Genomic DNA, 14519 nt, shown 5'->3' with positions numbered 1-14519 from the left:
TTCAAATGAAACGTTAGCGGGATGAAATAACCAGTTCGTCATAACCGGAGATGGCGCAGGGTTGTCGGCTAAATGCCAGCGACGTTAGCTCGCCAATCACCAGTTCCAGCGTGGTGCGCACGGTACAGCCCGGCATCATGTGGCCGCCCAGCATCGCGCCATGCGGGTCGGCAACCGCCAGATGGAGATGCTCACCAGTGAGCTCCAGCGTGCCGTTCAGGGAGATGATCTCCCACGTGCCGGTGAGTAATGTGGTTTCCTCACGACCTGCGTAGCGCAGGGAAACGTTGGTTAGGCTTCCAGTGCAACCCGCTATCCAGGCTGCCTGCAACTGATGCTGTTGGACAAATGCGTGTAGCGCAGAAAAGAGTTCCTGACCGGGTAATAATCGCAGCGCCAAAAAGCGCGCGTCAGATGATTGGGGAGCGAATGTAGCCATAGTTGAGGGACTCCGAGACTCGGACGTAGCGCTGATAATATAGACGCGGGTTAGGGAGCTTTCTGATATAAATCAGGATTTGTGACATAGCAACGAAATAATCTTGCTACGGTTATTCGCAATTCTGGAATATGGAATAAATTTAGCGACGAAGGGCGTTAAAGTGTGATGTAAGTCAGATAACTGCGTTCTGTCGCTGGACAATCATTCCTTTTATTCCGCGTTTCGCTTATTCTAGCTGAAGCGTTTCAGTCGATTAAATGTTCGACAATTAACCAATTAGTCGCAGTTTGCGACAGGTAAGGTTTCCCTGAGCGATTTGCTGCATTACTCTGTCAGCCACATCGTTTCTGAGAAATCCTTGCAGGAGACCTATGACCGTACGCGTAGCGATTAATGGTTTCGGTCGCATCGGACGCAACGTGGTTCGTGCTTTGTATGAATCCGGGCGTCGGGCGGAAATCACCGTGGTGGCAATCAACGAACTGGCGGATGCTGCAGGCATGGCGCATTTGTTGAAATATGACACCAGCCATGGGCGTTTTGCCTGGGATGTTCGTCAGGAACGTGACCAGCTCATCGTTGGTGATGACGCGATCCGCATTTTGCATGAGCGAACGCTCGACGCGCTGCCATGGCGTGAACTGGGTGTTGACGTTGTGCTGGATTGTACGGGCGTCTTCGGTAACCGCGAACACGGCGAGGCGCATATTGCCGCTGGTGCAAAAAAAGTGCTCTTTTCACATCCTGGTAGTCCCGACATCGACGCAACGGTTGTATTTGGCGTTAATCAGGATCAGCTGCGCGCTGAGCACCGAATTGTATCCAACGCCTCCTGCACCACGAATTGTATAATTCCCGTCATTAAATTGCTGGATGATGCTTACGGCATTGAGTCTGGTACCGTCACGACGATCCACTCTGCGATGCACGATCAGCAGGTGATTGATGCCTATCATCCTGACCTGCGTCGTACGCGAGCGGCCAGCCAGTCAATTATTCCGGTTGATACCAAACTGGCGGCGGGCATTACGCGAATTTTTCCGCAATTTAACGATCGTTTTGAAGCGATCGCGGTGCGTGTACCGACCATAAATGTGACGGCGATCGACTTAAGCGTGACGGTGAAAAAACCGGTAAAAGCCAGCGAAGTCAACCAGTTGCTGCAAAAAGCAGCACAAGGTGCATTTCATGGTATAGTTGACTATACGGAATTACCGTTGGTCTCTGTAGATTTTAACCATGACCCGCACAGCGCCATCGTTGATGGTACGCAAACGCGTGTGAGTGGTGCTCACCTGATCAAGACCCTGGTCTGGTGTGATAATGAATGGGGCTTTGCTAACCGTATGCTCGACACAACGTTAGCGATGGCTGCTATTGGTTTCAGGCTCGACGCTTGAGCGTCGACAAAACTTTAAGTATCAACGAGAGGATTCACCATGTCTGTAATTAAGATGACCGATCTGGATCTGGCTGGTAAACGCGTTTTTATCCGTGCCGACCTGAACGTACCAGTTAAAGAAGGGAAAGTAACCAGCGACGCGCGTATCCGTGCTTCCCTGCCGACCATCGAACTGGCCCTGAAGCAGGGTGCTAAAGTGATGGTAACTTCCCACCTGGGTCGTCCTACCGAAGGCGAGTACAACGAAGAATTCTCTCTGCTGCCGGTTGTTAACTACCTGAAAGACAAATTGTCTGCTCCGGTTCGCCTGGTAAAAGATTACCTGGACGGCGTTGAAGTCGCTGCCGGTGAGCTGGTGGTTCTGGAAAACGTTCGCTTCAACAAAGGCGAGAAGAAAGACGACGAAGCTCTGTCCAAAAAATATGCGGCGCTGTGCGACGTATTCGTGATGGACGCTTTCGGTACGGCTCACCGTGCACAGGCTTCTACCCACGGTATCGGTAAATTCGCTGATGTTGCTTGCGCAGGTCCTCTGCTGGCTGCTGAGCTGGACGCGCTGGGCAAAGCGCTGAAAGAACCGGCTCGTCCGATGGTGGCTATCGTTGGTGGCTCTAAAGTTTCTACCAAACTGACCGTTCTGGATTCCCTGTCTAAAATTGCTGACCAGCTGATCGTTGGCGGTGGTATCGCGAACACCTTCGTTGCCGCTCAAGGCCACAACGTCGGTAAATCCCTGTATGAAGCTGACCTGGTTGACGAAGCAAAACGTCTGCTGACCACTTGCGACATCCCGGTTCCGACCGATGTTCGCGTAGCGACTGAGTTCTCTGAAACTGCGCCGGCGACACTGAAATCCGTTAGCGATGTGAAAGAAGACGAGCAGATCCTGGATATCGGCGACGCTTCTGCACAGCAGCTGGCTGAAATCCTGAAGAATGCGAAAACCATTCTGTGGAACGGCCCGGTTGGCGTGTTCGAATTCCCGAACTTCCGTAAAGGTACTGAAATCGTTGCTAACGCTATCGCAGACAGCGAAGCGTTCTCCATCGCGGGCGGCGGCGATACCCTGGCAGCAATCGACCTGTTCGGCATTGCTGACAAAATCTCCTACATCTCCACTGGCGGCGGCGCATTCCTCGAATTCGTGGAAGGCAAAGTTCTGCCAGCAGTAGCGATGCTCGAAGAGCGCGCTAAAAAGTAAGCATTTAATGGGCAGGGAAACCTGCCCAATTATTAGCGCGCTTTAGAGCGCGCGCCCTTTCCAAGGCCGAAGATACAGGACTCGCAACATGTCTAAAATTTTTGATTTCGTAAAACCAGGCGTAATCACTGGTGATGACGTACAGAAAGTTTTCCAGGTAGCTAAAGAAAACAACTTTGCTCTGCCAGCTGTTAACTGCGTTGGTACCGACTCCATCAACGCCGTACTGGAAACCGCTGCAAAAGTTAAAGCGCCGGTAATCGTACAGTTCTCCAACGGTGGTGCTTCTTTCATCGCGGGTAAAGGCGTGAAGTCCGACGTGCCTCAGGGCGCTGCAATCCTGGGTGCTATCTCTGGCGCGCATCACGTTCACCAGATGGCTGAACACTACGGTGTTCCGGTTATCCTGCACACTGACCACTGCGCGAAGAAACTGCTGCCGTGGATCGACGGTCTGCTGGACGCGGGTGAAAAACACTTCGCAGCAACCGGCAAACCGCTGTTCTCTTCTCACATGATCGACCTGTCTGAAGAGTCTCTGGAAGAGAACATCGAAATCTGCTCCAAATACCTGGCGCGCATGTCCAAAATGGGCATGACTCTGGAAATCGAACTGGGTTGCACCGGTGGCGAAGAAGACGGCGTGGACAACAGCCACATGGACGCTTCTGCACTGTACACCCAGCCGGAAGACGTTGATTATGCATACACCGAGCTGAGCAAAATCAGCCCGCGTTTCACCATCGCAGCTTCCTTCGGTAACGTACACGGCGTTTACAAGCCGGGTAACGTGGTTCTGACCCCGACCATCCTGCGCGACTCTCAGGACTATGTTTCTAAGAAACATAACCTGCCGCACAACAGCCTGAACTTCGTCTTCCACGGCGGTTCCGGTTCTACTGCTCAGGAAATCAAAGACTCCGTAAGCTACGGCGTAGTGAAAATGAACATCGATACCGATACCCAATGGGCGACCTGGGAAGGTGTTCTGAACTACTACAAAGCAAACGAAGCTTACCTGCAGGGCCAGTTGGGTAACCCGAAAGGCGAAGATCAGCCGAACAAGAAATACTACGATCCGCGCGTTTGGCTGCGTGCTGGTCAGACAAGCATGATCACCCGTCTGGAACAGGCTTTCAAAGAACTGAACGCGGTTGACGTTCTGTAATTTACGCCGTTCTATGTGACATGAGGCCCGCCAATGCGGGCCTTTTTTATTGCCATTTCAACAGGCTGCTGGCAGAGATTTCTGTGATCTGTTTGGCAAAAATCAGGTTTATTGTTTACTCTTGTCAGATTGCCAGTCCCGGCGGGGCGGCTTTATTTTTCCCATTTGGGTAAGCAAAAAAGGAATAGTAAATGGAAGATTTGAATGTTGTCGACAGCATAAACGGGGCGGGCACCTGGCTGGTCCGCAATCAGGAACTGCTGTTGAGCTATGCCGTCAACATCGTTGCGGCCATCGCCATTGTTATCATCGGTATGATTGTGGCGCGTATCGTATCAAACACCGTTAACCGCCTGATGGTGGCGCGGAAAATTGATGCAACGGTTGCCGATTTTCTCTCCGCACTGGTGCGCTACGGTATTATCGCTTTCACGCTGATTGCCGCGCTGGGCCGCGTTGGGGTGCAAACCGCCTCCGTAATCGCCGTTCTCGGTGCCGCAGGTTTAGCCGTTGGTCTGGCATTGCAAGGTTCGCTGTCCAACCTTGCCGCAGGCGTGCTGTTGGTAATGTTCCGTCCGTTCCGGGCGGGTGAGTATGTAGACCTCGGCGGCGTGGCGGGAACCGTACTTAACGTGCAGATTTTCTCCACCACCATGCGTACCGTAGACGGTAAGATTGTGGTGATCCCAAACGGTAAAATCATTGCCGGGAACATCATTAACTTCTCTCGCGAACCGGTTCGCCGTAACGAATTCATTATCGGCGTGGCCTACGATTCCGATATCGATCAGGTAAAGAAAATCCTCACCGATATCATCCAATCCGACGAGCGCATCCTTAAAGATCGTGAAATGACGGTGCGCCTGAATGAGCTGGGTGCTTCTTCGATTAATTTTGTTGTACGCGTCTGGAGCAACAGCAGCGATCTGCAAAGCGTCTACTGGGACGTACTGGAGCGTATTAAACGCGAGTTTGACGCCAACGGCATCAGCTTCCCGTATCCGCAGATGGATGTGAACTTCAAGCGTGTGAAAGAGAACGTGGCAGAGTAATCTTTTTCTGCACCACGGTGCCGGATGGCGCTTCGCTTATCCGGCCTGGTCAGATTTCTATACTGTAAGCCGGAAAGGCGTTAGCTGACATCCGGCAAAGAACCTCTCATTAATTCCTCTAATACGCGATTAAAATTATCCATTTCCGCTAATGATTCTCCCGCGCTATAGTCTGCTCCTAAGAGAAACAGTACGGGATAAAAACGTGTTATCGTATTACTTTCAAGGGCTTGCGCTTGGTGCGGCCATGATACTTCCGCTTGGTCCGCAAAACGCCTTCGTGATGAATCAGGGCATTCGTCGCCAGTATCACATTATGATTGCATTACTCTGCGCCATCAGCGATCTGGTGCTGATTTGCGCGGGGATCTTCGGCGGTAGCGCCTTGCTGATGCAGTCGCCGTGGCTGATGGCGCTGGTCACCTGGGGCGGGGTCGCATTTTTACTCTGGTACGGTTTCGGCGCGTTAAAAACGGCCATGAGCAGTAATCTGGAACTGGCCAGTGCTGAAGTAATGAAGCAAGGACGCTGGAAAATCATCGCCACGATGCTGGCGGTGACCTGGCTCAACCCACACGTTTATCTGGACACCTTTGTGGTGTTGGGGAGTCTGGGTGGTCAACTGGACGTTGAGCCTAAGCGCTGGTTTGCGCTGGGTACCGTCAGCGCCTCGTTCCTGTGGTTCTTTGGCCTGGCATTGCTGGCGGCCTGGCTGGCGCCGCGTCTGCGTACGGCTAAAGCACAGCGCATCATCAATATCTTAGTAGGATTAGTGATGTGGTTTATCGCTTTTCAGCTGGCAAAAGAAGGTGTTACGCATGTTCATGCGCTGTTCAACTAAGTGTTGTCTGATGGACAACGCAGCGAGATCGGCTAAGCTTGCCTGCATGTGCCCTGAGTTTCGGGGTAATTAATGAAACATGGAGGAACGACCGTGAAGTTCAAAATAATGGCCCTGGCGGCATTAGTCGGATTCAGCGCACTATCGGTACAGGCAAATGAGTTGCCAAACGGACCGCACATCGTGACTTCCGGAACGGCAAGCGTGGATGCGACGCCTGATATCGCCACCCTGGCGATTGAAGTGAACGTTGCTGCAAAGGATGCGGCTTCAGCGAAGAAGCAAGCCGATGAGCGCGTGGCGCAATATCTGTCCTTCCTTGAGCAGAATCAGATAGCGAAGAAAGACATTAGCGCTGCCAACCTGCGCACGCAGCCGGACTACGATTACCAGAACGGCAAAAGCATCCTCAAAGGCTATCGTGCGGTGCGTACCGTTGAAGTGACGCTGCGTCAGCTGGACAAACTCAACGCTCTGCTTGATGGCGCACTTAAGGCCGGTCTGAATGAGATCCGTTCGGTATCGCTTGGCGTCGCCCAACCGGATGCCTACAAAGATAAGGCGCGTAAAGCGGCAATTGATGATGCAATTCATCAGGCTGAACAGCTGGCGGCGGGCTTTAACAGCAAACTGGGACCCGTTTATAGTGTGCGCTACCACGTGTCCAATTATCAGCCGAGCCCGATGGTACGGATGATGAAAGCAGATGCAGCGCCTGCGGCATCCGCTCAGGAAACCTACGAACAGCCGGTTATTCAGTTTGACGATCAGGTTGATGTGGTCTTCCAGATTGAACCGACGGCGGGGCAGCCGGCAGCAACTCCTGCCAAAACCCAGTAATCTTTCAAACCCGGCTTTCCAGTCGGGTTTTTTCTGTGTGTAACTGTAAAAATGAGATCTTACATCCAGTCTTTTTTTTCGGCGTAATGAGGATAGGCCATAGCGATTTTTAAGGGGACGCTATGGATATTTTTATCTCGAAAAAGATGCGTAATTTCATTCTGCTGGCGCAAACCAATAACATCGCCAGAGCGGCAGAAAAAATCCATATGACCGCATCACCTTTCGGTAAAAGCATTGCCGCACTGGAAGATCAAATCGGCTATACGCTGTTTACCCGCAAAGATAACAACATCAGTCTGAATAAAGCCGGGCAGGAGTTGTATCAGAAACTGTTCCCTGTTTATCAGCGTCTCTCCGCTATTGATAACGAAATTCATAACGCCTCTCGCCGCTCGCGAGAAATCGTCATCGGCATCGACAATACCTATCCAACGATTATTTTCGACCAGTTGATTAGCCTTGGCGACAAGTACGATGGCGTAACGGCCCAGGCCGTTGAATTCAGCGAGAATGGGGTGATCGATAACCTGTTCGACCGGAAACTGGATTTTATTATCTCACCGCAGCACGTTTCCCCTCGCGTGCAGGAACTGGAAAATCTGGCGATTAGCGAGCTGTCTCCGCTGCGTCTGGGGTTTCTCGTTTCCCGGCGCTACGAGGAAAAACAGCCGCAGGAGCTGCTGCGCGAGCTGCCCTGGCTACAAATGCGCTTCCAGAATCGCGCCAACTTTGAGGCAATGCTCGATGCTTACATGCGGCCATGCGGAATTCATCCGACGATTATCTACCGTCCGTACAGCTTTATGGCCAAGATTAGCGCGGTGGAGCGCGGACAGTTTTTGACGGTGATCCCTCATTTTGCCTGGCGACTGGTTAACCCCTCGACGTTGAAATATTTCGATGCGCCCGGCAGTCCTATGTATATGCAGGAGTTTCTCTATTCGCTGAAAAACCATCGTTATACCGCCACGATGCTTCAGCATATTGCTGAAGATCGTGAGGGTACGGCAAGTTAACCGAGCATCGATCCGGTTTCGATCAGGTTACGATGCAGATCGAACGCATGGCTGAGATCGTGATGGATATGCCCGCCGGGCGCTTTCTCCAGATAGCGGTGCAGGTAGTCCCGATACAGAGGATGCGCACAGTTATCGATAATCGTGTGCGCCCGCTGCATCGGAGATAACCCACGCAGATCGGCAATTCCCTGTTCGGTGACGATCACTTTGACGCTATGTTCGCTGTGATCGACATGGCTGCACATCGGCACGATGGTGGAGATTTTCCCGCCTTTGGCAATCGACGGCGCCATAAAAATAGACAGGTAGGCGTTGCGCTCGAAATCGCCGCTGCCGCCAATGCCGTTCATCAGGTTTACACCTGCTACGTGTGTGGAATTGGCATGACCGTAGATGTCAAACTCCAGACCGACATTGAGCGCAATGACGCCCAGCCGACGAATGATTTCCGGGTTATTGGAAATCTCCTGCGGGCGCAGCACAACCCGGCTGGCGAAGAAGTCCATGTTGTCGTAAATCTTCTGCAACGACGGGGCTGAAATAGTCAAACTGGAGGCACTGGCGCCGGTTATCTTGCCCGTTTCCAGCAGATGCACCACAGATTCTTGCAATACCTCGGAATACATCATAAAGGGTGGAATATCCGGGTTCTCGCCCAGTCGCGCCATTACCGCGTTGTTGATATTGCCCACGCCGCTTTGTAAGGGCAGGAATTCCGCTGGGATGCGTTTGTGCGCCATTTCCGCCAGCAGAAATGTCACCACGTTATCGGCAATTTGCTGGCTGACCGGGTTGCTTTTATCCGCGGCATTTCCGGCATCGGGAAGTTCGGTATCCACGACCGCGATAATTTTTTTCGGGTCTATCTGCACACACTGGCTGCCCACGCGATCCATGGTGTGAAAAATCGGTACGCTGTTTCGCCGCGGCGGTGCGCCGGGTATCACAATGTCGGCAAACTCCGCCACGCGCGGGTTATGGTAATGATTCAGCTCGATAATCACCTTTTTCGCCCGCAGCAGCCAGGTCGGCGCGTTGCCGATGCCGCTGGAAAGCCAAATCCGACCATCTGGCGCAATGGCGGAGGCTTCAATGACGGCAACATCGATATCGCCAAAAAAGCCATAATTGACCATTTGCGCCACTTCGCTCAAATGGAGATCGACAAACCTCACCTGACCCTGATTAATTTTCTCGCGCAGGCCCGATGATGTTTGATAGGGAGCCCGCCAGGAAACAGCATCCGCCGCGGATAACGCATCATCAGCGGCAGCGCCAATTGATGCCCCGGTCAGCAGGCGGATTTGAAAAGGCTGCCCGACCTGATGCCGCTCGCAAGCGAGTTGAGCAATTGCGTTAGGTAATGCTTTTGGCGAACCCGCAGGGGTAAAGCCGCTGAATGCCACCATATCGTCGTGCTGGATAATTTCTGCCGCTTCTTCGGCACTCATCCGTTTCATGGCCGTCTCCTTCCTCGAGCGTGATTAATGGCCGACAAAATTGGGTTTACGTTTTTCCATAAACGCGTTCATCCCTTCCTGATAATCCTCGCTGTCGTACACCGCGCGGCGCATGCCCTGAATACGCTCAAATTCGTCTGAGTTCATGGTGTGCGCTTCGCCCAGCACGCGCAGTTCTTCTTTAATGACGGCGATGGCCAGCGGCGCTTTCTCCGAGATGTGGTGCGCCATTTGCAGAGTGAAATCCTCCAGTTCGTCGACAGGAACCACATGGTTGAGGATCCCGACGGCCATCGCACGCTGAGCGGTAATCGGCGAGGCGGTAAAGATCAGCTCTTTCACGATGTGGAATCCGGCATCGCGGGTCAGGTTGTGGATGCCGACCAGGTTATACGGTACCCCGAGGTTGACCGGCGTCATCGAGAAGGTAGAGGTTTCAGCGGCGATGATCAGATCGGAACTCATGATCATCTCAAACGCGCCGCCCCAGACGCTGCCTTCGACCATGGAGATCACCGGTTTTGGATATTTTTGGATCATGCGGGTTATCTGGCGCAGCGGATCGTCATAGGAGAGCGGATCGCGACGTCCGGAGGGGAGTTCATGAATATCATGTCCGGCAGAGAACACTTTGGCCCCGCTCGGGGCGCGCAGAATGATACAGCGAATTTCCGGACGATTAAGATCGCTAAGCGCCCGCATCAGATCGTCGATAAACACTTTGCTCAGCGCATTGAGTTTGCGGGTGTAATTGAACTCAATAACCGCGACTTTCTGGATGATGACTACGTTGACGTATTGATAAGACATAATGTTCTCTTTATTCAAAGTAATGATGCTGGATAAATTCACTGATGTGACGCAGACCGGTACGCGGCGAAAGGTCGTTATTTTTGACGGCCTGCAGCGTCTGCTGGAAATAACGGTCGAAATCAGTCCGGGTAAATAGCAGATGCAAAGCTTCTTCTTCAGCCTGCTTGTGTAACCAGTCCACCGCTTGCTGCTGGCGGACTTTTTCCAGTCGACCGCTGACGGTAAGGCACGTTTTAAAGTCGGTTATCGCCTGCCAAATCTCCTCAATGCCACGTTTTTCCAGGGCGCTACAGGCCAGAACCTGCGGCTGCCACTCGTCATATTTGCGGCGCAGAATATGCAGAGCGGATTCGTACATATGGCGGGCGATGGCAACCTGGTTACGGTTATCACCGTCGTCCTTGTTGATGACGACCAGATCCGCCATCTCCATCAGGCCCTTTTTGATGCCCTGCAGATCGTCACCGCCGCCGGCAATTTGCAGTGAGATAAAGCAATCCACCATGCTGGCGACTTCGGTTTCTGACTGCCCGACGCCGACGGTTTCTACAATCACCACGTCAAAGCCCGCCGCCTCGCACAACAGCATTAATTCACGGGCGCGCTGGCTGGCGCCGCCTAAATGACCGCTGGAAGGCACCGGGCGGATAAATGCCGATTCTGCACGGGCCAGTTCCGTCATTCGGGTTTTATCGCCAAGAATGCTGCCGCCGCTAACGGGGCTACTGGGATCGACCGCGATCACTGCCACCCGTAATCCCCGGCGGATCAACAGCATACCGAACGCCTCCAGAAAGGTGCTTTTGCCCGCGCCCGGCGTGCCGGTGATGCCCAGACGCAGCGCGTTACCGGTGAACGGCATAATTGCGTCCAGCAATTGCGTACTCAATGGCTGGTGGCGTGGGTGGCTGCTCTCAACCAGCGTCATCGCCTGGGCAAGCGTGGCCCGTTCACCGCGCCGCAAGCGCCGGACGGCATCGTCAAGCGTGGCGGCGTTAATCATGATGCTGACTGATCCGGGTCAACACATCGCGGACGCTGTCGAGCATCGGTGTGCCGGGGCCATAAATGGCGGCCACGCCATGCTCGTACAGGAAGGCGTAGTCCTGGGGTGGAATCACACCGCCTGCCACCACGCAGATATCTTCGCGTCCCCAGCCTTTCAGCGCCGTGACCAGTTCAGGGATCAACGTTTTATGCCCGGCAGCCAGTGACGATGCGCCTATGACATGCACATCGTTTTCTACCGCCAGACGGGCGATCTCTTCTGGCGTGGAGAACATCGGACTGAGATCGACGTCGAAGCCGAGATCGGAGTAGGCGCTGGCGATCACTTTCGCGCCGCGATCGTGACCATCCTGGCCCATCTTGGCGATCAGAATCCGAGGTCGGCGACCATTTTCCGCGAGGAACTGTTCGGTTTGCGCAACAATGGCGTCGAACTCATTGGCGGATTTGTCGGACTGGTGATAGCTTTGCGCAATCACGCCGGTGACGCACTGGCTGGGCACCAGATAGCGGTCAAAAGCGGCTTCCAGCGCGTCGGAGATCTCACCGAGCGTGGCGCGAACGCGGGCGGCGTTAACGGCGGCGGCCAGCAGATTTTCATTATGCTGCGCGGCGTGGGTCAGCGCCGTCAGCGCGGCGTTGACGGCATCATTGTCGCGAGTGGCGCGGATATGTTGTAGTGAAGCAATCTGTTCGTTGCGCACCTTCACGTTGTCGATTTCCAGTACCGACGTTTCGTCTTCTTTATCCAGCTTGTACTTGTTCACGCCGACGATAACGCGCTTACCCTGGTCGATCAGCGACTGCTCGCGCGCCGAAGCCTCTTCAATCATTCGTTTGGGGAGTCCAGCTTCAATCGCCTTCGCCATGCCGCCCGCTTCATCAATTTGTTTAATGATCGTGCGCGCCTGCTTCACGATTTGATCGGTCAATGATTCGACGTAGTACGATCCGGCCAGCGGATCGACGGTGCGGCAGATCTCTGACTCTTCCTGAATGATGATCTGCGTATTACGCGCGATGCGGGCGGAGAAATCGGTGGGCAGACCGAGCGCTTCATCAAAGGCGTTGGTATGCAGAGACTGGGTGCCGCCAAGCGTGGCGCCGAGCGCTTCAATGGTTGTGCGGATCACGTTGTTGTAGGGATCCTGTTCGGTCAGACTCCAGCCGGAGGTCTGGCAGTGGGTACGGAGAGCGAGAGATTTCGGGTTGGTTGCGCCAAAACCGCTGACGGCTTCACTCCACAAATAGCGAGCCGCGCGCAGCATGGCGACGTTCATAAACAGATCCATGCCGATACCGAAGAAGAATGACAGACGCGGGGCGAAGTCATCAATTTTCAGCCCGGCAGACAGTGCGGCTTTGATGTACTCAATGCCGTCAGCCAGCGTAAACGCCACCTGCTGGACGCAGTTCGCTCCGGCTTCCCCCATGTGATAACCGCTGATACTGATGGTGTTATAGCGCGGCATATTGGCGGAGCACCAGGCGATGATGTCGGCGATGATGCGCATTGAAGGCTTTGGTGGATAAATGTAGGTGTTGCGGCACAGATACTCTTTCAGAATATCGTTCTGAATGGTCCCGGTGAGCTGTTCCGGCGTTACGCCTTGCTCCTCAGCCGCGACGATATAAAACGCCAGTACCGGCAGCACCGCGCCGTTCATCGTCATCGACACCGACATCTTATCCAGCGGGATCTGATCAAACAGCACCTTCATATCTTCGACGGTATCGATCGCCACGCCCGCTTTGCCGACATCGCCCGCCACGCGCGGGTTGTCAGAGTCATAGCCGCGGTGGGTGGCAAGGTCAAAGGCAACGGAAAGCCCTTTTTGTCCGGCGGCGAGGTTGCGGCGGTAAAAGGCGTTGGATTCTTTGGCGGTAGAGAAACCGGCATACTGGCGGATGGTCCACGGCTGCGCGGTATACATGGTGGCGCGTGGACCGCGCACGTAAGGTGGCAGGCCGGGCAGGGTGCCTGTGACTTCCAGATTATCGAGGTCAGCCTCGGTGTACAGCGGCTTGATGACAATCCCTTCCGCCGTCTGTCTTTCCAGCGACTCAACGGTTTTTTCCCGTCGACTGAGTTCTTTATTGGCAAGTGTTTGCCACTCTTGCACGTTAGCCATTTTTTGCTCCGTATTACGCAATAAGTTGAATCTTTACGAGATACGGTGAGCTTTTTCATTTGGCTTGTCGCCAGCAAAAAATAGCCAACTGGGCGTCGTTTTTTGCCGCGTGGTATGTTTTATTTTGTGATGTATTTCAAAGACGTGGCGGGAATAGCATGAAAAGGCGATAGAGTCATAAATGCCGGATCGGCAAAGCCCACCCGGCATTCATATGGGGAATTAATCCTGACGCAGTACGTTGTGACCGTAAGCCAGCAGCGCGTCGGTAACGTTGCGCATCATGCGGCTTTCCGGCGCAAAACGGTGCCAGTACAACATCCGACGCTGGAACAGGCCCGGCGTCAAGTCGATAAGCTCACCGCTTTCCAGCTCTTTTTCTATCTGTAAGTGCGGGATCATGCAGCAGGTCGTGCCCTGACGGGCCAACTGGACGAAGGCTTCTGATGAGTTAACGATATGGCACGGCACGCTGCCTGGCGGCAGATCGAAGTTTTGTTGCAGGAACGCCTGATGCATATCATCAAGATGGTCAAACGCCACCGCCGGAGCTTTCAGTAGTGCAGAGCGGGTGACGCCGTTGGGGAAATAGCGCTCGGCGAACGCTTTTGAACCCACAAACAGGTAATCCAGCGCGCCAAGTTTATCCACCAGACAGCTTGGCAGAGCCTGATGTTGAATACTCACCGCACCGACCACTTCACCACGGCGCAGACGTTCCTGGGTGCGCGTTTCATCCTCAACCTGCAGGTTCAGGCGAATCGGCGAATTAGCCAGTACCGGGGCCAGCGCCGGAAGCAACCAGGTCGCCAGACTGTCGGCGTTCACCGCCAGCGAAAGCAGCAGCGGCGTGGAGCCAGTTTGCTCATCACCCAGCCACTCATCTTCCAGCAGTTCAACCTGGCGTAAAAGCGCCAGGAGTTTCTGCCCTTGTTCAGTAGGGCGAGGCGGTACGGTACGCACCAGCAGCGGCTGTCCGAACATATTCTCAAGCTGTTTTATGCGCTGTGAAACGGCGGATTGCGTGATGCACAGCTTTTGCGCCGCGCGCTCAAATCCTCGTTCACGAATAACCGCATCCAGTGCTTGTAGTGTTCTGTAGTCCGGACGTTTCATTGCTTTGGCGCACTCCTGAAAT

General features: G+C 53.8%; 13 protein-coding genes. 7 read left to right on the top strand and 6 right to left on the bottom strand.

Going from position 1 to position 14519, the window contains the following annotated elements:
* Positions 1-13 precede the first annotated feature (13 nt).
* Positions 14-439: a PPC domain-containing DNA-binding protein gene (locus FDX11_RS08660; RefSeq protein ID WP_137397758.1), complete on the bottom strand. Its 426-nt coding sequence runs from the start codon at positions 437-439 to the stop codon at positions 14-16.
* A gap of 374 nt (positions 440-813) precedes the next feature.
* On the opposite strand from FDX11_RS08660, the gene epd reads away from it, so the two are divergent.
* The 7 genes from epd to FDX11_RS08625 all read left to right on the top strand — a co-directional run bounded on the left by epd (position 814) and on the right by FDX11_RS08625 (position 7965).
* Positions 814-1842, top strand: a complete 1029-nt coding sequence (gene epd, locus FDX11_RS08655; protein ID WP_038633548.1) for an erythrose-4-phosphate dehydrogenase — start codon at positions 814-816, stop codon at positions 1840-1842.
* 39 nt (positions 1843-1881) lie between these two features.
* Positions 1882-3045 carry a phosphoglycerate kinase gene (gene pgk, locus FDX11_RS08650; protein ID WP_006686863.1) on the top strand — a complete coding sequence of 388 codons (1164 nt, stop codon included), beginning with the start codon at positions 1882-1884 and terminating at the stop codon, positions 3043-3045.
* 88 nt (positions 3046-3133) lie between these two features.
* Positions 3134-4213 (top strand): class II fructose-bisphosphate aldolase, encoded by a 1080-nt coding sequence (gene fbaA / locus FDX11_RS08645; protein WP_038633542.1) that lies wholly within the window; start codon positions 3134-3136, stop codon positions 4211-4213.
* Between the two features lie 191 nt (positions 4214-4404).
* Positions 4405-5265, top strand: a complete 861-nt coding sequence (locus tag FDX11_RS08640) for a small-conductance mechanosensitive channel MscS (protein WP_042310907.1) — start codon at positions 4405-4407, stop codon at positions 5263-5265.
* 205 nt (positions 5266-5470) lie between these two features.
* Positions 5471-6106, top strand: coding sequence for an arginine exporter ArgO (gene argO / locus FDX11_RS08635; RefSeq protein ID WP_038642859.1), 636 nt, complete (start codon positions 5471-5473; stop codon positions 6104-6106).
* Between the two features lie 93 nt (positions 6107-6199).
* Entirely contained in the window at positions 6200-6946 is a 747-nt protein-coding gene (locus tag FDX11_RS08630) for an oxidative stress defense protein (RefSeq protein ID WP_003027002.1), read from the top strand.
* Between the two features lie 122 nt (positions 6947-7068).
* Entirely contained in the window at positions 7069-7965 is an 897-nt protein-coding gene (locus FDX11_RS08625) for a LysR family transcriptional regulator (protein ID WP_042310905.1), read from the top strand.
* On the opposite strand, the gene FDX11_RS08620 is transcribed toward FDX11_RS08625, so the two are convergent.
* The 5 genes from FDX11_RS08620 to argP form a co-directional block, all read right to left on the bottom strand.
* The gene (locus FDX11_RS08620) at positions 7962-9428 is read right to left on the bottom strand and encodes an acetyl-CoA hydrolase/transferase family protein (protein ID WP_137397757.1); all 1467 of its coding nucleotides are present in this window, start codon (positions 9426-9428) and stop codon (positions 7962-7964) included. The two genes, FDX11_RS08625 and FDX11_RS08620, sit on opposite strands and share 4 nt — an antisense overlap.
* A gap of 24 nt (positions 9429-9452) precedes the next feature.
* Positions 9453-10238, bottom strand: coding sequence for a methylmalonyl-CoA decarboxylase (scpB, locus tag FDX11_RS08615; protein ID WP_061382429.1), 786 nt, complete (start codon positions 10236-10238; stop codon positions 9453-9455).
* Positions 10239-10248: 10 nt separating this feature from the next.
* The gene (meaB, locus tag FDX11_RS08610; RefSeq protein ID WP_042310901.1) at positions 10249-11244 is read right to left on the bottom strand and encodes a methylmalonyl Co-A mutase-associated GTPase MeaB; all 996 of its coding nucleotides are present in this window, start codon (positions 11242-11244) and stop codon (positions 10249-10251) included.
* Complete coding sequence (gene scpA / locus FDX11_RS08605; protein ID WP_061382428.1) at positions 11237-13381, bottom strand: methylmalonyl-CoA mutase; 2145 nt, start codon at positions 13379-13381, stop codon at positions 11237-11239. Before scpA ends, meaB begins: the two co-directional genes overlap by 8 nt.
* A gap of 222 nt (positions 13382-13603) precedes the next feature.
* Positions 13604-14497, bottom strand: a complete 894-nt coding sequence (argP, locus tag FDX11_RS08600; RefSeq protein ID WP_032940465.1) for a DNA-binding transcriptional regulator ArgP — start codon at positions 14495-14497, stop codon at positions 13604-13606.
* Between the last annotated feature and the right edge of the window lie 22 nt (positions 14498-14519).

This window comes from Citrobacter sp. wls714, from assembly GCF_005281025.1.
GTDB lineage: Bacteria > Pseudomonadota > Gammaproteobacteria > Enterobacterales > Enterobacteriaceae > Citrobacter > Citrobacter werkmanii.
Note: the sequence above shows the minus strand (reverse complement) of the source record. Positions and strands in the feature narration are given on the sequence as shown.

What these genes read in the sequence shown, in the direction of transcription:
- FDX11_RS08660 (WP_137397758.1), bottom strand. Translation starts at nt 439, where the DNA reads ATGGCTACATTCGCTCCCCAATCATCTGACGCGCGCTTTTTGGCGCTG.
- epd (WP_038633548.1), top strand. Translation starts at nt 814, where the DNA reads ATGACCGTACGCGTAGCGATTAATGGTTTCGGTCGCATCGGACGCAAC.
- pgk (WP_006686863.1), top strand. Translation starts at nt 1,882, where the DNA reads ATGTCTGTAATTAAGATGACCGATCTGGATCTGGCTGGTAAACGCGTT.
- fbaA (WP_038633542.1), top strand. Translation starts at nt 3,134, where the DNA reads ATGTCTAAAATTTTTGATTTCGTAAAACCAGGCGTAATCACTGGTGAT.
- FDX11_RS08640 (WP_042310907.1), top strand. Translation starts at nt 4,405, where the DNA reads ATGGAAGATTTGAATGTTGTCGACAGCATAAACGGGGCGGGCACCTGG.
- FDX11_RS08625 (WP_042310905.1), top strand. Translation starts at nt 7,069, where the DNA reads ATGGATATTTTTATCTCGAAAAAGATGCGTAATTTCATTCTGCTGGCG.
- FDX11_RS08620 (WP_137397757.1), bottom strand. Translation starts at nt 9,428, where the DNA reads ATGAAACGGATGAGTGCCGAAGAAGCGGCAGAAATTATCCAGCACGAC.
- scpB (WP_061382429.1), bottom strand. Translation starts at nt 10,238, where the DNA reads ATGTCTTATCAATACGTCAACGTAGTCATCATCCAGAAAGTCGCGGTT.
- meaB (WP_042310901.1), bottom strand. Translation starts at nt 11,244, where the DNA reads ATGATTAACGCCGCCACGCTTGACGATGCCGTCCGGCGCTTGCGGCGC.
- scpA (WP_061382428.1), bottom strand. Translation starts at nt 13,381, where the DNA reads ATGGCTAACGTGCAAGAGTGGCAAACACTTGCCAATAAAGAACTCAGT.
- argP (WP_032940465.1), bottom strand. Translation starts at nt 14,497, where the DNA reads ATGAAACGTCCGGACTACAGAACACTACAAGCACTGGATGCGGTTATT.